This is a genomic window from Paenibacillus sp. 1-8 (assembly GCF_056316205.1).
In genome coordinates, this window is sequence record NZ_CM149995.1 from 758,104 (window position 1) to 775,938 (window position 17,835).

13 protein-coding genes and 1 pseudogene are annotated in these 17,835 nt (G+C 41.5%); 9 read left to right on the forward strand and 5 right to left on the reverse strand.

The genetic code is table 11. The features are described from left to right. Positions 1-15: 15 nt before the first annotated feature. Positions 16-809, forward strand: a pseudogene (locus AC0WRU_RS03495) (Nif3-like dinuclear metal center hexameric protein). Positions 810-886: 77 nt separating this feature from the next. Then, positions 887-1,309: a hypothetical protein gene (locus tag AC0WRU_RS03500; RefSeq protein WP_476127230.1), complete on the forward strand. Its 423-nt coding sequence runs from the start codon at positions 887-889 to the stop codon at positions 1,307-1,309. 116 nt (positions 1,310-1,425) lie between these two features. On the opposite strand, the gene AC0WRU_RS03505 is transcribed toward AC0WRU_RS03500, so the two are convergent. The 3 genes from AC0WRU_RS03505 to AC0WRU_RS03515 form a co-directional block, all read right to left on the reverse strand. Continuing rightward, the gene (locus AC0WRU_RS03505) at positions 1,426-2,907 is read right to left on the reverse strand and encodes a glycoside hydrolase family 32 protein (RefSeq protein WP_476127231.1); all 1,482 of its coding nucleotides are present in this window, start codon (positions 2,905-2,907) and stop codon (positions 1,426-1,428) included. A gap of 11 nt (positions 2,908-2,918) precedes the next feature. Further along, positions 2,919-4,154: an oligosaccharide MFS transporter gene (locus tag AC0WRU_RS03510; RefSeq protein WP_476127232.1), complete on the reverse strand. Its 1,236-nt coding sequence runs from the start codon at positions 4,152-4,154 to the stop codon at positions 2,919-2,921. Positions 4,155-4,354: 200 nt separating this feature from the next. Then, complete coding sequence (locus AC0WRU_RS03515) at positions 4,355-5,338, reverse strand: LacI family DNA-binding transcriptional regulator (RefSeq protein WP_476128552.1); 984 nt, start codon at positions 5,336-5,338, stop codon at positions 4,355-4,357. Between the two features lie 560 nt (positions 5,339-5,898). On the opposite strand from AC0WRU_RS03515, the gene AC0WRU_RS03520 reads away from it, so the two are divergent. The 7 genes from AC0WRU_RS03520 to AC0WRU_RS03550 all read left to right on the forward strand — a co-directional run bounded on the left by AC0WRU_RS03520 (position 5,899) and on the right by AC0WRU_RS03550 (position 15,468). Then, complete coding sequence (locus AC0WRU_RS03520) at positions 5,899-6,150, forward strand: hypothetical protein (RefSeq protein ID WP_476127233.1); 252 nt, start codon at positions 5,899-5,901, stop codon at positions 6,148-6,150. Positions 6,151-6,423: 273 nt separating this feature from the next. Then, a complete protein-coding gene (treC, locus tag AC0WRU_RS03525) occupies positions 6,424-8,151 on the forward strand; it encodes an alpha,alpha-phosphotrehalase (protein WP_476127235.1) in 1,728 nt (575 codons plus the stop codon). A 106-nt stretch (positions 8,152-8,257) separates the two neighbouring features. Further along, a complete protein-coding gene (gene treP / locus AC0WRU_RS03530; protein WP_476127236.1) occupies positions 8,258-10,222 on the forward strand; it encodes a PTS system trehalose-specific EIIBC component in 1,965 nt (654 codons plus the stop codon). A 75-nt stretch (positions 10,223-10,297) separates the two neighbouring features. Next, entirely contained in the window at positions 10,298-11,050 is a 753-nt protein-coding gene (treR, locus tag AC0WRU_RS03535; protein ID WP_476127237.1) for a trehalose operon repressor, read from the forward strand. Positions 11,051-11,258: 208 nt separating this feature from the next. Next, positions 11,259-11,999, forward strand: a complete 741-nt coding sequence (locus tag AC0WRU_RS03540) for a LytR/AlgR family response regulator transcription factor (protein WP_476127238.1) — start codon at positions 11,259-11,261, stop codon at positions 11,997-11,999. Between the two features lies 1 nt (position 12,000). Further along, on the forward strand, positions 12,001-13,302 hold the full coding sequence (locus AC0WRU_RS03545) for a GHKL domain-containing protein (RefSeq protein ID WP_476127239.1): 1,302 nt from the start codon (positions 12,001-12,003) through the stop codon (positions 13,300-13,302). Between the two features lie 123 nt (positions 13,303-13,425). Then, positions 13,426-15,468, forward strand: a complete 2,043-nt coding sequence (locus AC0WRU_RS03550) for a serine hydrolase domain-containing protein (RefSeq protein ID WP_476127240.1) — start codon at positions 13,426-13,428, stop codon at positions 15,466-15,468. A gap of 74 nt (positions 15,469-15,542) precedes the next feature. Here AC0WRU_RS03550 and AC0WRU_RS03555 read toward each other — a convergent pair whose 3' ends face one another. Continuing rightward, positions 15,543-16,739: a Ger(x)C family spore germination protein gene (locus tag AC0WRU_RS03555; protein WP_476127241.1), complete on the reverse strand. Its 1,197-nt coding sequence runs from the start codon at positions 16,737-16,739 to the stop codon at positions 15,543-15,545. Continuing rightward, complete coding sequence (locus tag AC0WRU_RS03560; protein WP_476127242.1) at positions 16,732-17,835, reverse strand: GerAB/ArcD/ProY family transporter; 1,104 nt, start codon at positions 17,833-17,835, stop codon at positions 16,732-16,734. Before AC0WRU_RS03560 ends, AC0WRU_RS03555 begins: the two co-directional genes overlap by 8 nt.

The window sequence follows — 17,835 nt, forward strand, 5'->3', positions numbered from 1 at the left end:
AGGAGGGATACGTGTATGACCATAACTATGGGTCAGATTGTGAAGCATCTGACAAAGGGAATAAGTACACCCAATGCGACCGTAGATCTTCTTAACCCAGGGCATATAGATATTGAGATGTAGAGAATTGTAACCGCTTTCTGCGCTTCGCAGTATGTGATAGAACAAGCTATTTCTCTAGGCGCAAATTTTATCATAACGCATGAAGGCATTTTTTAAGCCATCGGGGGATGTAGGATTGTTTACTACATGATTCCGTTTTTTTGCAAAAATCCCGTCTGATCGCCGATTCAGGTATAGGCATTTATCGTTTTCATGACACCATACATCATTATCAACCGGATGGAGTGATGGTTGGGCTTCTTCAGGCACTTGACTGGCACACCTACGTTGTGAAACAGCAGCCGACGGCCGCCATTTTGACTATTCCGGCTATGGAAGTTAAGGAGGTCGCTGAATATATCAAAGCCAAGCTACATATTCGTTATGTACGGGTGGCTGGCGAGCTCTCCATGCCATGTGAACGAGTGGGAATCTTAGTAGGGTATCGGGGAGGTGGTGAACTAGCCATCCCATTATTTCATAATGAAAATGTGGATTTGATCATTGCTGGTGAAGGACCGGAATGGGAAACGCCAGAATATGTGAAAGACGCTGTCTATCAAGGCCAAAGTAAAGCACTTATCATGCTCGGACATGCGGAAAGTGAAGCGCCTGGTATGAAATATCTCGCCGATGTACTTTCCGTCGAATTTCCAATGCTCCCCGTACACTTTATTGAAGATCGACCAGTGTTTCAAATATTGTAATCGAGAACATGTCTATTGTGATGATCATCCCCCACTGTTGTTATATCCGTTCATCAATTTTGTGAAATGGAGGCAAGATGATGGGAAGTAGAGTGATTATGCCGCTCAACACAGACTGGAAATTAAAGTCCTTTGATCCACATATGCTATATGGTGGCAATCAAGCTTATTTGCTCATGAATCCTTGGTTTGATGTCGCTAATCACGATTATGTGATCGGCCAATTTGTTTGGAGTGGAATTGACTATCTGGGAGAAACAAGCTATCCCTCCAAAGGGTGGTCCTCGGGCCTGATCGATACTTGCGGGTTCCGCAAACCTGTGTCCTATCTCCAACAAAGTTTATGGTCAGATCAGCCTGTTGTGCACATAGCCGTATTTCACGAACATATGAAGCCGGAATACAATCCGTCATGGACGATGCACTGGAAATCCCCGGCCATGGAAGATCACTGGACATTTCCTGAATACGGTGGAAAATTGATACGGCCTAAACCCTGAAGACTTCTCGAACCAGTCCCTTGGAATTTTCCCCCTTCACACACTCTATCAAGGTATATATAGATTCCATATTCTTTTAGAGTATACATAATATGAACTACAATCTTTTCATTGAGTTATTCAGCTTGCCATATATCTTTCAATTTCCAATATGTCAGCCCATTTACTAGTGCCTCTCCACCCTCCGTTATGATTTCTATGCCTAGTAATTTCTCACTCGGATAGATGCGACTTGTCATCGTAGCTTGTCCTTCATTCGCAAACATTTCAATGGATGAGCGATCCAGATATACATGCAATGTCAGCTGCCCCTCAGCATTGAAGGCTGTTTGACGTACTCCATCTGTCTTCTTACCTGATTTAGAACAATTAAGCATAAGTTTCTGCTCCGGAATGGAATATGTGATAACCGTTTCTTCTAGACCTGTTCCACGAAACTTCAAGCCTACCAGGTCTGCACTTGACTTCGTGAGGTCGAACACTACTTTAACTTCAAGCAGGTCGGCTTCAACTTCCTTGAAGTAACTTCCAGAAATAGCGCCATATTGATACAAAACATGTTTACTTTGACGAAGTAACTTCATTTCTTCTACTGGATTCATCAGTACTTTATTATTTTTACCCAACGTAATTAAACGTGGGATCGTCATTGCTCCACACCAGCCGTCTGCTTTCGTCGGCATATCCGATTCCCACATATCCATCCAACCAATCGCAATGCGGCGACCTTGATCATCTAGAAAAGTTTGAACCGCATAGAAGTCATGACCATTATCCAACTCGATGAACTCTCCATGCTTATATTCATTACTTTCATAATTATATTCGCCAACATAATATCCCGTCTGGAACAAGTTATTGTACTTATCTCCTTGCGCATCAATACCTTGTGGGGAGAACATAAATATATGCTTACCGTTCAGTTCAAAGAAATCAGGGCACTCCCACATGAAGCCCATATTCTTATCTCCCTGCAGAAGCACACCATGATAGGTCCAAGTTCTAAGATCGGGAGATGTATATAGAATAACACGCGGCAGATCTTCTTTCGTGCTGTTACCTAGGATCATGTACCATGTATCCTCATTCTTCCATACCTTCGGATCACGGAAATGTTGGGAGCTATCTGTCGGAGGTTCAGCGATTACGGGATTCTGCCTTAGTTTTTTAAAATGAATGCCATCTGTGCTTACTGCCACATTTTGATTTTGGAAAAAGATATTGTTTGGTTGATCAATATAGTGATGGCCGGTATAGATCACTGTCAGTTCGCCGTTATTATCTACTGCGCTTCCTGAGAAGCAGCCATCAAGGTCACACGCATCTCCAGGCGCTAATGCAATCGGACAATGCTCCCAATGTACAAGGTCTTTACTCTTCACGTGACCCCAATGCATTGGACCCCAGTTCTCATCATAAGGATGATGCTGATAGAAGGCGTGATATTCACCTTTAAATTGAATTAATCCATTTGGGTCGTTAATCCAGTTTGCTGGTGCCATAATATGATAACCTAAGCGGTACCGCTTGTTCATTTTCGCTTCTGCCTGTTTCAACGCTTCCTCAGCTTGCTTCGTATTGTTATTATATGTGTTCATCTGTCTTCCTCCTATGCTGTTTCAATATGCTTGTTAGGCTTGGGATCCAGCTTTTTCGGTTCTTTCTTTAAGGTAAAGATTGAGATTGTTGTAAAGGCAAATACGAAAACACCCATAATCACGTACGTATTTGCAAAGCCTCTAATGTCATAAGACATACCGGCGATTGGCGAGAAGATCGAAGCTCCTACCTGACTCGTAAACTGGTATCCCACCAGATACAAGATCGAAGACAGACGCGTATCGAAATTAGCAGCCAAGTACTTAAATACGGAGATCAACATGATTGGCAGTTCCAATGCGTGAATCAATTTCATAGCTGAGATACCATAAGGTCCAATAACTAAGCCTGAACCCATGATCCGGAACGCCATCAAGAACCCTGCCAATATCAGACCCTTTTTTGCTCCAATTTTGTTGACAATGAAAGGCGCTAAGAACATTATGCCTGCTTCCAAGAATACTTGTAGGGAATTTAAGTAACCGTAAACTTGATTGCCTAAAGCAACCGTTGAGAACGTCGATGAAAAGTAATTCGGGAACTGCTGGTCATACACATTGTAAATACAGGTAACACCAAGAACATATAAAATGAAAAACCACAAATGCTTATTTGCAAACAAATAGCCGATTTGCTTAAAGTTAACAGATTCTGCTCGCTCCATCTCGGAATCTGTCATTTCAACTTTAATTGTCATCATAATGATAAACAGAATGACAGCAGATACTGATGCAATCCAGAAGTTAATGTTAGGGTTGATATTGAAGAGCTGACCAGCGAAAAATGTTGCTGCTGCCCAACCTAGCGAGCCCCACATACGAGATTTTCCGTATTCAAAGTCATATTTTCGGCTGATTTTCTCGACATAAGATTCGATGGCTCCGATCCCTGCCAAAAAAGCAATACCCAAGTATAATCCACCTACAATGGCGCCGAGAAATACATTGTATTGAAGTAACGGCCCATAGATAAAGATATAGAAAGGACCAACAAATAAGAGTAAAGAACTGATTAGAAATAAAATATGCTTCTTCAATCCAATTTTATCAGATATATAGCCATAAAGCGGTTGCATACATAGCGCAAAGATAGCGTTTACAGTAAAGATAACACCTGTTTTAGCACCATTCAGACTGATTTCTTGCCCTAGCCAGATGGAGAACAATGAATAACTTGCTGACCAAGTAAAGAAGAAAAAGAAGAAATAGGCACTTAGTTTCCAATACATGCTCTTTGACTTTCTCATATCGAACGCTCCTCAAAGTTGAACATTTAATGTAAATGAAAGCACTTCCGTATTTACAGATCGATTATATGTCAACCGCTTTCATATGTCAACCGCTTGACATATTTTCGAAAGGAAAAGAGCTCTCCTCTTTGATTTCAATTACTCTAATAAGGATAGCTCCACCTTATATCACAATGCTGAAAACTATGGAATTTGTATTAAGCCGTACTAGCTTCAATAAGTTTCACTGGTAGATAGGTTTCTCGCGGGACATCACTAAATCCACCTTCAATTTCTTTAATAAGTAACTCTATGGAAGATCTCGCGATCTCCTGTATTGGTTGCTGAATTGTCGTTAATTCAGGGAGAAGATTGCGGGTTGTTTCAGTTCCGTCATATCCAATTACGCGAATATCTTCAGGAATACGTTTTCCTCTTCTTCTTGCTTTAGCAATAAAAGACGCAGCCACCAAGTCATTACTCGCAAACAATCCATCTACTTCAGGATGTTCATCGAGCAAGCGTTTAATCGGTTCATCGTGATTCTGTTGGTGGAAGGGATCATTTACTTCATAGGTAATTGCCTTTCGACCATACTGCTCCATCACATCTTCATATGCTTTTCTTCTTAAGCTTGCCGGTGTTTCCAATTCAACAGGGCCATTTATGTGTAAGATATGCTTGCACCCCTTTTCAATAAGCAGTTCTGACGCCAGCTTTCCACCCAAATAATTATCCGATCCTACAACTGGGATTGAATCGGATAGGAAGCGATCGATCGCAATGACGGCAATGTTCTTCTGTTCATAATTTACGATACCTCGGTTGTGTGTACCAACGATAATACCGTCAACTTGATTTCGCATAAGCATATCCACATAAGATTCTTCTTTATCTAGCTGATTCAAACTGTTACAAAGCAACAGCTTATAGCCTAATGACGCACAAATATTCTCTATATGAAAAGTCAGCTCTCCGAAAAAAGGGTTGCTTGTAGTTGGAATGATTAATCCAATCAGGTTTGTTCGTTTACTAAATAATGACCGAGCCACATCATTTGGAAAATAATTCAGCTCCTGCATCGCTTTATGAACTTGATCCTTCGTTTCTTGACTGATATAGCCACGATTATTAAGTACGCGAGAAACCGTAGTCGGTGAAACTCCAGCTAATTGTGCAACATCGTTAAGTTTTGGTTTCATTGATTCTCCCTGCCTTCTCTCCATACCATATCTCCAATTATTTTTTTCATTTTAACATGGTTAAATGTGAAAAAACATGCTTGAGCATTCTTATGGATTATTCTTCAGATTTATCTCCCTCTAAGAATCTCCTTGGCGACAGAAGAACGAATAGGATGATACGTGAATATATTGTTAGCTGATATCACGTACATCATGCTCTTCATATGTTACAACCTTCTTTATTTCTTCTCTGTCCCTCTTAGTGAATTGGGGTTTCAGAAACTTGAGAAGTGTGCATCCCGTTCTCATTTAAAAATGTTTTGGATATCTCACTTCAAAGCGAAGCGATCTCTTTGGGGGTGTTGTCGGATGATACATTAGAATTATGCGATAGCATCCTTGAAGCCTTGATTTTTTCGAGGGAGGACTCTCCCATGCGGTGGTGTTATTGAGCGACGATGTAGAAATTAAGAAACCCGCTATAATCAAGCTGAGTACCTTATTCCAAAACTCCCCCTAATCGATTCGGTTGTTCATTACAATATAATTTGTGCAATGAAATCTGTACTGAAATCCGAATGACACATGGTGATGGTCGTATCCTTGGAATAGACAACGGCGATCTCACCAGTGACGAACCCTTCCAGGGAAACCAAAGACGAACACACAGAGGAAGGTGTCTTGTTATTGTGCAGTCCGGGCATCTGGCAGGCGAATTGTTGCTTCAAGCTTCAGCAGCTGGAGACTTGCAGGGAGAAACCAGACTACAAATGAACCATGAACTACAAATGACCATTCAATATTATCATGGCCTTATTCCTCCTGTATAGCGAACTGTCCATATGGGTTTAAATGAGAGCCGTATTCATTATACAAAAGAGGTTCCTTACAATGAGCAGGAGCCTCTTTTGTGTTATAACTGGTTGCTTCATCTAACCATGGAAGCAATCGAACAGAATTGCAGAGTTCAATAAGCAAATAAGAATGATAAAGCTAGTTGACATTATGTATATACATGATTTAATCTTGTATATACAAGATAATGAAAGCGTTATATTAAACATATTTACGCTACTGCATTCGCAAGAAAGGAAGGATCATGGATGGAAGGAACGAATAAGGCCTTAATCCCTCAAGATACAGATTGGTGGCGCAAATCAGTCGTCTATCAGGTCTATCCCAAAAGCTTTAACGACACAACGGGTAAAGGGACCGGTGATATCCGAGGACTGACGCAAAAGCTGGATTATTTGCACAGGCTGGGTGTTGATATTATCTGGCTACAGCCGGTATATGTCTCACCACAGCGTGATAACGGGTATGATGTAGCGGATTATTGCCGGATCAATCCGGAGTATGGAACGATGCAGGATTTCGAAGAATTGAGTCAGGAAATTCAGGCGCGTGGAATGCACTTGATGTTAGATATTGTGGTTAATCATTCTTCGACGGAGCATGTCTGGTTTCAGCAGGCGCGGCTTTCCAGGGAGAGTGGGTACAGGGACTATTATATCTGGCGTGATCCAGCACCCGATGGAGGACCTCCTAATAATTGGATTTCCAAGTTTGGTGGATCGGCCTGGCAGTATGACGAGGCAACAGACCAATATTTCCTGACGCTGTTTGACAAAACTCAGGCAGATCTAAACTGGGAGAATCCGAAGGTTCGTCAGGAGGTTGTCAATCTGCTGGAATTCTGGGCTGAAAAGGGGGTCAGTGGCTTTCGGCTGGATGTCATTAATTTGATCTCCAAAGATCATCGCTTCTTAGATGATGATGGAAGCACTGTTCCTGGGGACGGTCGTAAGTATTATACTGACGGTGCACGTGTACATGAATACATTCAAGAATTACATGACAAAGTATTTGCTAAACATAACAGCGTCACTGTGGGTGAAATGTCCTCCACGACACTGGAGCACTGCATCCGCTATTCCAATCCGGAGAACGAAGAATTGTCCATGACGTTTAATTTTCATCATCTGAAGGTGGATTATCCCAATGGACAAAAATGGGAATTGATGCCCTATGATTTTGAGATGCTGAAAAAGCTATTCTCGGACTGGCAGATTGGCATGCAGCAGGAGGGCGGCTGGAGTGCATTGTTTTTGAACAATCATGATCAGCCAAGAGCGATTTCTCGCTTTTTGGATGATGGCGAATACCATGCAGAAAGCGCCAAGCTACTCGCGACCACGCTGCATGGCCTTCAAGGAACGCCGTATATATTTCAAGGTGAAGAGATTGGTATGGCCAATCCGAAGTGGTTAGATATTGAAGAATTCCGGGATGTTGAATCTCTGAATATGTATCGTATTTTACAGGAACAAGGCAAAAGTGCGGAGGAAGCATTAAATATCATTCGAGAGCGCTCCCGTGACAATTCGAGGACACCGATGCAATGGGATAACACTCCCAACGCGGGCTTCACTACAGGTACACCCTGGATCAAGGTGGATGAACGTTATCCACAGATTAACGTTCAGGCACAGTTGGAGGACCCGGACTCTATCTATCATCATTACCAAAAGCTGATTCGTTTGCGCAAGACGGTGCAAGTCATTACAGATGGGGATTATCAACGTCTGGACGATGCTCATCCTCAGGTCTATGCCTATCAACGCAGCAATGCACAGGAGACTTTGGTTGTCATCTCTAATTTTAGCGGACAGAATACGCAATTCGCGCTGCCTGATTCATTTTATTCTCAATTCAAAAATCAGGCGTTAGGATCGTCCGAGCTTTTAATTGGCAATACCAAGCATGCTCCAGAGCTGGATCAGGTGATCACTTTGACCCCGTATGCATCTTATATGTGGATCATTCGTTAGCTTTGGTTGAATAGTATAGAAACATACGGTAACACCCCAAGGTACGTTGCTTTTTACAACCGGGGTTGCTGCATTAAAATGAGCAAACGTTAAGGGAGTGGGATAGATGGCGATTGAAAGAGCAAAAGTAGAAGAGATTATTAAAGCTGTTGGTGGAAAAGACAATATAGAGGCCTCTACGCATTGCGTAACCCGTCTGCGGTTCGCTCTCTATGATGATAAGCTGGTTGATAAGGATGCCCTTGAGCAAAATGATCTGGTTAAGGGGCAATTTTCTTCACAAGGGCAGTTTCAGGTCGTGATTGGCCCGGGTCTGGTGGATAAGGTATATGATGAAATGATTTCAATAACAGGGGGCAGTCGAGCTTCTAAAGACGAGGTTAAAAATACCGCAAGCAAGAAACAAAACCCGATTCAGCGTGCTATCAAGACGCTGGCAGATATTTTTATCCCCATCCTGCCCGCCATCGTGACAGCAGGCTTACTGCTGGGAATAAATAATATTTTGACAGGCAAGGGGATTTTCTTTGAAGGAATGGCCCTGGTTCAGGTCTATCCCCAATGGACCGACTTTGCTGCCATTATTAACACCATTGCCAGCACCGCTTTTGCTTTCCTACCCGCCTTAATCGGCTGGTCAGCCGTTATCCGGTTTGGTGGCAGCCCCTTACTCGGGATTGTGCTGGGTCTGATTCTCGTTCATCCGGATCTACTAAGTGCATACAGTTATGCGGATGCGGTGACAAAGGGAACCGTTCCGGTCTGGAATCTGTTTGGTTGGGAAGTGAACAAGATCGGTTACCAAGGCCAGGTGTTACCGGTTTTAGTATCCGCTTACGTTCTCGCACAAATTGAAAAATTCCTTAATAAAAAAATAGCCGATTCGTTTAAGCTGCTACTCGTTGCACCGATCACATTATTAATTACAGGATTTCTTGCATTCACGGTGATTGGACCGCTTACTTTTATGATTGGCAATGCGATTACATCCGGTATTGTATACGTTTTCAATTTGGCCCCTGCTTTGGGAGGACTGATTTATGGAGGATTTTACGCTTTGCTTGTTATAACAGGAATGCACCATACTTTTCTGGCGGTGGACGTGCAATTAATCGGTACACAAGGCGGGACGTTCCTGTGGCCCATGCTGGCGCTGTCCAATATCGCTCAAGGTGCCGGAGCACTGGCAATGATGCTGGTTTTAAAAGAGCAAAAGGGGAAAGGGTTGGCCTTTACCTCTTCCGTGTCTGCTTTTCTGGGGATAACCGAGCCTGCCATATTCGGGGTGAATATCCGATATAAATATCCGTTTGTTTTCGGAATGATAGGTTCCGGTATGGCAGGTATACTGCTCACTGTAAATCATGTGATGGCTTCTTCCATTGGTGTGGGAGGAATTCCAGGCTTCTTGTCTATTTTCCCAAGCGATTGGGGCGTATTCTTCATCGGAATGGCGATTGTACTGATTGTACCGTTCACCTTAACTGTGATGTACGGAAGAATACTAAATAAACGCCGTCAGGATTCAGCTACACCCGCTAACGGTTCCATACACAATAACGCGAGCCACCAGAATGCTGCGCTCGATGTGCTTGAAGTCAAGACTCCGGTATTGGGGCATGTAGTGCCATTGGAGCAGGTTCCTGATCCGGCTTTTGCCGGACGGCAGATGGGGCAAGGGATTGCAGTGAAGCCGGAAGCGGGTCAAATTGTTGCTCCTTTCAGCGGAAAAGTCATTCACATCATGATGAAAAGCAAGCATGCCTTGATTTTGGAGCATTCGACAGGTGTACAGATTCTGGTGCATGTAGGGGTCAACACGGTATCAATGAAGGGCGAAGGATTCACCATGCATGTGGAGACGGGGCAAACCGTAGAGCAAGGGCAGCTGTTGATGGAATTTGACCGTGATCTCATTCGGGAATCTGGATATCCAATCATCACACCGATAATTGTGCCGGATGGTCAGAGTATGGTCAAATCGGTTGAGGAGCTGCCGGGTGAGGCGGACGATTTGCAGTATACCTTAATGAAAATTCATTTGAATTCGTTGTCAGACCATACGGATTAATTCCGAGTGATCCCCCCAGTCTATTTTAGTAACCAGGCTCGTGAAAGAATGCTACAATATACTTGGTGATGAAAATTGACAAAGAATATATTCTTGCAAATTTATCAGGAGTATTCTGAACGGATTCAGACAGGCGAGTTGGCCCCGGGCACGAAAATGCCTTCTGAAAATGAACTGGCTCGCGAGTATAATACTTCGCGCGAGACCGTTCGCAAGGCGCTTCACTTGCTTGCACAAAATGGGTACATCCATAAAATAAAAGCCAAGGGATCTTTTGTACTGGATATTGGGCGAATGGATTTTCCAATAGGGGGACTGGTCAGTTTTAAAGAGATGTCTGAGCGAATTGGGCGTAAATCACGTACGATTGTGCATGAAAATCAACTGATCCCAGTTCCGAAGGACATTGCCAGCCAGCTTGAGATTGACATACACAGGTGTCTTGTCTGGAAGGTCATTCGCGCACGTGAGATTGAGGGTGAATGCGTTATACTGGACAAAGATTACTTTCGATCAGACATTGTACCTGTGCTAACCCGGGAAATTAGCAGTGGTTCCATCTACGAATATCTGGAGGGGGAGCTTAAGCTTCAAATCAGCTATGCCAAAAAAGTCGTTTCCGTAGAAGAAGCAGCCGAAGAAGATCGTAGGCTGATGGACCTCCAGAGCTATACCCACGTGGTCGTAGTACGTAATTATGTTTATCTGGAAGACACCACGTTGTTCCAGTATACCGAGTCGCGGCACCGCCTGGACAAATTCCAATTTGTCGACTTTGCCCGACGTTCCCACGGTGAAGACAAGAGGGCAGATTTTTTTCAGGAATAGCTCCATCCATAGTCAAGAAACCCTGTCTTCTGGAGACAAGGGTTTCTTTTTTCACTTGGATGCAACGGTTGAGCAGCTTGTATTCTAGCATTTGAGGGATCTGAATTTGCGTTTTATCCAAAAGCTATGTATGGAATATTAGAATAATGTATACTGTTTGAACTATAATTTCATGCTACATACCATGGGAATGAGGTGTATGTTATTTATGTATAGAGTGGCTATCTGCGATGATGAGCACAAGCAAAGAGAGCTTGTTAAAAATATGCTGATCGCTTTATCAATAAAAACAAATATAGAATTTAAAGTTGAGCTATTTGACTCAGGAGAACAACTGGTAACTCATTACCTGAACCATGAATCGCCATTCCATATCTTAATACTGGACATTGAAATGAATGGCATGAACGGAATTCAAACAGCCCAAAAAATAAGGAGTTTACGTCACCTTGATGAACAGATTGTTTTTTTAACGAGCTATCCTGAGTATATGCTGGAAAGTTTTGACGTGGTCACATTTCAGTATTTGATAAAACCGATCGCTCCCCATATCTTTGAAGAAAAAATAATAAAACTGTGTCAGTACTTTCAATCTCTCGATAAAAAATTCGTTATCATCAAGTCAGCTTATGAAGAGGTGCTTTTAAAATATGATGATATCATTAGTATCGAGGTAGCCAAAAGCTTAACCATAAAAAACAAACTGCATTTTGTAACCCCTACTCAAACCTATGATAGCAAAGGGATTCTTTCAGACTATGCTCCAGCGTTAAAGGAATATAATTTTCTGCAAATTCATCGTTCGATTATTATAAATTTAATTCATGTCAAAAAATTTGCTGGCGGTGATGTTTTGATGTCAAATGATGTGAAGCTGCCTATTGGGCGTTCTAAAATAAAAGAAGTTAAAGATCTGTATACCAAATTTATGATCATGAAGATGCATTAATATGATGGAATATAGCTACTTGCTTCTTAACCTCTGTGTTGTACTGGTGATGTGCTTCCAAGTGAATTTTTACTTTAACTCGGTTTTTGATAAGTCCAATCGAAAGCCGAACAGATTTATGTATTTCATGATTTTTGGGGTACTGGACATTTTATATTTAAGCGTTTCTCTGTCTCCTACGATCTCTTCGATTTTAGCATTGCTTGTCATATTTAGCTTAGCGCAGTCCTATACCGTGGAGATAAAAATAAAGATCATTTTTTCGATACTTTATGCTGTATTGATAACCATCGTTAATTTTATATCTCTTTATATTTTGTATGCTGTAGACTCCGTTAAGATGAGCAACTTCAGTCACTTGAGCGGACAAGATCACTTGATATTTTCTAAGGTCATATTACTCAGTTGTATTATCATGTTTGCTGTCATTCAGATTATACGATTATTTGCCAAACGCAAAACCTTCCCTTTGCATGCCCGTTACTACATTTTATTTTTAATCGTTCCCATCATAAGTATATACCAGGTCAATGTTTTATCTGTTTATAGTGAAAAGAATATGTATTATTTTGTATCTATTATTAGCTTTATTTTCTTAAATGTTTTTATCATATATATATTCGATAATATCATTGAAAAATTCCAATTAATGCATGAAAATACTCAATTACAACATCAGATGGACTACCAAGATGCTAACTACGAAAAAACGGTGCACAGCTTCAAAAATATGAAAAGAATCTTTCATGATACACACCAACAGTTTTTGTATATTGACGAATGTATCAAGAGAAATGAACTGGCTGAGGCAAGTGAACATATTAAGGTTACCTTGAATAAAATCGAAGGAGCCTATCAAAGGGTGAATACCGGTAATCTCGTTATCGATGCTCTTGTCACGAATAGTCTTAATATTGCTCAAGCCAATGGCATCAAGGTGGATACTCAGCTTAACTTATATTCACAAAAAGTAAATATTGAACGTTATGACTTATGTGTCGCTCTGGGCAATATGCTGGATAATGCCATAGAAGCATCCAAAAAGGTCAAGATCGCGGACGACAGGTATATTCTTATTAAAATACATTCCAATGAGTCTGCGCTTTTCATTCACATCCTGAATCATGTGGAGAATGTAGTTGCCCATTTGCATAGTCAAAAATCAAACCCGGATATTCATGGCATTGGCCTAACCAATATATCCAGAATATGTGACAAATACGGTGGCCATATGACGATTGAAACGAAAAATAAAATATTTAATAATATGGTTTTATTGCCATTTTATAAGGACAATCCTTAGACATCTTGCTGTTCAGGGATTGTTTTTTTCGTTTAAGGGTGACTTTTCTATATAGAATCCTCGTTCATTGTATGATCAGTCCAGTAATCAAATCTGGTGAAGTCTAAGAGGAGGACATATGGAATGAAGAAAATAATAGCTGTGTTCATTTCGGCTATGCTTGTTGTACTGCCGATGACGAATGCTTTTGCTCAAGGTAGTCCTGAACCCATCAAGGAAAAGGCTCGCAATCTGGCCTCGGAACTGGTATCCAAATACGGTGTTAGTGGAGTGCAGTATGCCATTATGGACCATGGAAACATCGTATTATCGGATAGCGTAGGTGTAAAGAATAAGGAAACCAACGAGCCGGTCACCAAGGATACCATGTTCGGTATAGGCTCTGTAAGCAAAATGTATGTATCTGCTGCAACGATGATGCTGGTGGATGCCCATAAAGTCGATATTGATCAGCCGCTTACCACGTACATTAAGGACTTTAAAATGTCAGATGAAAGATACAAACAAATTACCCCGCGTATGCTGTTAAATCATTCGTCAGGTCTTTACGGCGCCCACTATAAAAATAGTATGTTATTTAATGACAATGATACAGAAAATCATGATGAGCTATTGCTGAGATTACAATCAGAAACTTTAAAATCCAACCCTGGCGAATATTCCGTTTATTGTAATGATGGATTTCAACTGCTTGAAATATTGGTTGAACGGGTGAGCGGTCTAAGTTATAGCGAATTCCTGGCAAAGCATATTAGTGCCCCTTTGGATTTGAACTCTACGAAAACACCACTCGATCATTTTGATAGACAAATGCTGTCCAAAACTTATTTTCCTGCGATTGAGGGGGCCTTACCCGTTGAAAATGCCAATGTGCTTGGAACAGGAGGCTTATACTCCACCGCAGAAGAGTTGGCTATGTTTTCAGAAGTATTAACGGGGAACAGAACCGATATTTTATCTGCACAATCAGCAAAGTCCATGCAAAGTCATGAATATCGAAAAGGAATATGGGTACCTGAAGAGACAAACAGCTTTAATTATGGGCTTGGATGGGATGCGGTTCAGTTGGCACCGTTTAGTGATTACGGAATAACTGCGCTATCCAAGGGTGGGGATACTGTTTTGTATCACTCTGTTTTGATTACCATACCAGAGCATCAGCTTTCTATGACTGTGCTTTCATCTGGAGGCTCTTCCATCTTAGATAGTATTTTTGCTTCTAACATTTTATTGGAGCTTTTAAAAGATAAGGGCATTATTAAAGACATCAAACCGGATAAAACATTTGAGCCTTCTGTAAAAGTGGAAATGCCATCTGATTTACTTTCTTATTCGGGATTATACGGTTCTGTGGGTACAACCATCAATGTAGATATTAAAAACGGTGAGCTTGAATTACCTGCTTTTCTGGAGGGATTCGTCCCGGCGCAAAAATATGTGTATACAGGCAATGGACAATTCAAAAGCAGTGATGGCAGTGTAGCCATAAGCTTTGACAAACAAAAAAACGGGAAAACGTATATTAAGGCTAATGTATATTTAAACTTTCCGGGATTAGGTCAAATGGTTATGGTGATTTATGAATATCAAAAGCTAGATGCCAATCCTCTAAATACTACAGTTAAAAAGGCATGGGAACATAGAAACGGGAAGAATTATTATGCTTTGGATGAAAAGATATCTTCAATATTTTATCTGGCCCCATCATTTATAACGAAAAAAATATCCGTTGATCATGATGGATACGCAAGTGGTACTAAAATTGTGGATGCGAATAAAGCAGTTAATGCCGTTGAGATTCCTGTTATGAGTGGAAGAGATGCATTTGATTTGAATTTTTATTCCAAGGATGGCTCGGAGTATTTAACCATAGATGGACAGTCCTATATCAGTGAAGATGCTATTAAACCCATCCTGGGAGGGAAATCAGTGAACACCATACCATCGAATGGCCAAGCCACATGGTTCAAAATAGACAAAAGCTCAGCCAATAAAACGATGACCGTTGATTTCCCAACAAGCGGAGGGTTCGCTGTCTATGATGAAAACGGAGCAGTTGTACATTTTTCAACTGCCAGCAATCACAATTCGGTTGTACTGCCCAAGGGTGGCTTGATCGTTTTGGGTGGCGATGCAGGGGATGTATTTAAAATCAATTTGAATTAAGCGTGTAGCCGCTTCTGAAAATTTGCCAGATGTTCTCCCTTAGTAATCTGCTAAGCTTTAACCAAGGGAGAACTTTATTCAGCAGATGAGCCTAAATCCGTAATGGATAACTTAATATCGAAGGTTACTGGTACTTTACTGAATTTATAATCCCAATCGTCCTTTACTTTTTTCCACACTCGAGGTTGTTCAATATATAAGTGTTCGCCAAAACCGGCAACATCGACTTTATATTCTGACTGTAATTTGTGCATAAGAGACTTAATCCTGCGAGTCACTTCTTTTTCAAACTCTTTCTCAGCCTCTTTCATGTTTCGTGTCTCAGTCGGGTCCACTTTCTCATCCCAGTTTTCGATGAAGCGTCCTTTGGATTCAATTTTTACGTGAAACGAGATATCGTTGCCCTCGGTCACCTTAGTTGTTATTTTGCTTTTCACCGATTTGATTTCGTAAGTTATGGCTTTATTCCGCTTGTCATACGTTTTGACAGCTCCACCCTCAACATCACCTTTAATCCATCCAATACTCTCCACATCTTGTTGTCCCAAACTACCGATCCAGTGACCCGTTTCTCCTTTAATAATGCCGGCCCCTGAAAATTCTAATTCTCCATCTGATTCGGTAATGCTTTGTAATATATAGCTTTTATTGGAATGCATCAACCCATTTAATTCAGACAAATTGACTCCCTTCATTACCTTACTGGTTCTGAAATGGTTACGAAGCATATACAGAATATGAATGGATGGGATCTCGTCCTCATATTTGGTAACTAAAGTGTTAGCTGCTCGTTCCTTGCTTAAGAAGACCAAACAACTCGGGCGAATATCATTATCACGTAGCACAAAATCCATTAATTGCTGCATCGTCTGTTCTTTCGCCAAATCGGTGGAAACCACCATGACCTTTAGATGGTGACCAATAACCGGGCGATCCAAACGGAGAGAGAGTTGCCGGAAGATTTCAAACAAAGAATCCCCGGTGCCAGCTATATTGATATAGTTTCGCCCTTGTCCACCGCCGCCTTGTTGCTCTGTGCTTCCAGATGATTTTTTGGGGACGATTTGTACGTTGGCGGTAATTTTATTTTTCTTGAAGTAACGGCCGCCTTTCTTCTCCAGATCCTGCTCCAATGGAGTGGGCTCCCCCTTATCCAGAGCCAGTCCTGTATATATGCTTAGTTCCTCTACTTCTTTGCTGCTCCAACAGCCGACTTGAGTCACCAGAAGAATGAAGGCAAGCAGCAATGATAGGACAGGTCGTCTACACATTTTGCTTCATTCCCTTCTTCCTGATCATGAAAACGATGGAGAGAAGTACCGGAACCAGAAAAAACAAAATGATTCCCATGTATTCGACCGCACCGCTCAGGCTAAACACGTCCATCATACTAAGAGGAGTTATTGTGGAGATAAAGATAATCGGAATTAAGCCAAAAATCGCATAACGATATTTAAGACCGAATACCTGTGAGACACCTAAGGATGCATTGAAGAAAAAACTGCAAAAATTACAAAACATTTGCATCATCCAGATCACCAGCAGCGGAAACTCCAGACGTTCAAAAAGAAATCCGGGGATTTCAAAGCTGCGCATTAAATTAATGGTGGGCCAAGTGCTTGTCACAGTAGAATCCACCGATAATCCGCCGATCACCATAACTACGGTCAGAAAGTACAAAATTAAGGGGATACTGATCCCCACTACCATGGCCTTAAATGCTTTTTCAGGGTGCTGCAGAAAAGCGACCAGTGTCATGACGACTTCGCATCCAGTGAAAACAAGAACAGTCGATTTTAGTCCCTTCATAACAGGTAAAATCCCGTCACCCAAAACGGGACGAAGATGATCAATTTCAAAAATTCTTAGGCTAAATACAAAACAGAGCAGCAGAAAGAAGAGACTGATCGGAAATACAATCTGGTATAACCGCGCGATGGGATTAATACCTCCAAAAACCAGGTAACTCCCTACCCAGATAAATGGAATCACAATCGCCCAAATAGGTGTGCCTTCAAGCAGAAAAAACATCGTCACTTCAGCTAAAACCCGAATCTCAAGGCCAGCGATGATTACAAAATATATAATCAATAATACACTTAAAAATCCTCCCGGAATCGTGCCCACAATTCTTCTGGAATATTGATATACGGTGTTTCCGGGAAACTGTTGACTTAATTTCACCATGAGCCAGACGACTAATATGACAATACATCCACCGATGAGGACAGAAAGCCATGCATCAGGAGTCTGTACCTTTTCAGTTACATTTCTCGGCAGTATCAAAATCCCCGCCCCCAATACGGTATTGGTCAGGAATACAGCGGCCTGCTTAGTTGTGATCTTATCATCAGAGCGTGTAAACAC

Bases quoted from the DNA above. Each gene is read 5' to 3' on its own strand.
- AC0WRU_RS03500 (WP_476127230.1), top strand. From the start codon at position 887: ATGATGGGAAGTAGAGTGATTATGCCGCTCAACACAGACTGGAAATTA.
- AC0WRU_RS03505 (WP_476127231.1), bottom strand. From the start codon at position 2,907: ATGAACACATATAATAACAATACGAAGCAAGCTGAGGAAGCGTTGAAA.
- AC0WRU_RS03510 (WP_476127232.1), bottom strand. From the start codon at position 4,154: ATGAGAAAGTCAAAGAGCATGTATTGGAAACTAAGTGCCTATTTCTTC.
- AC0WRU_RS03515 (WP_476128552.1), bottom strand. From the start codon at position 5,338: ATGAAACCAAAACTTAACGATGTTGCACAATTAGCTGGAGTTTCACCG.
- AC0WRU_RS03520 (WP_476127233.1), top strand. From the start codon at position 5,899: ATGACACATGGTGATGGTCGTATCCTTGGAATAGACAACGGCGATCTC.
- treC (WP_476127235.1), top strand. From the start codon at position 6,424: ATGGAAGGAACGAATAAGGCCTTAATCCCTCAAGATACAGATTGGTGG.
- treP (WP_476127236.1), top strand. From the start codon at position 8,258: ATGGCGATTGAAAGAGCAAAAGTAGAAGAGATTATTAAAGCTGTTGGT.
- AC0WRU_RS03540 (WP_476127238.1), top strand. From the start codon at position 11,259: ATGTATAGAGTGGCTATCTGCGATGATGAGCACAAGCAAAGAGAGCTT.
- AC0WRU_RS03545 (WP_476127239.1), top strand. From the start codon at position 12,001: ATGATGGAATATAGCTACTTGCTTCTTAACCTCTGTGTTGTACTGGTG.
- AC0WRU_RS03550 (WP_476127240.1), top strand. From the start codon at position 13,426: ATGAAGAAAATAATAGCTGTGTTCATTTCGGCTATGCTTGTTGTACTG.
- AC0WRU_RS03555 (WP_476127241.1), bottom strand. From the start codon at position 16,739: ATGTGTAGACGACCTGTCCTATCATTGCTGCTTGCCTTCATTCTTCTG.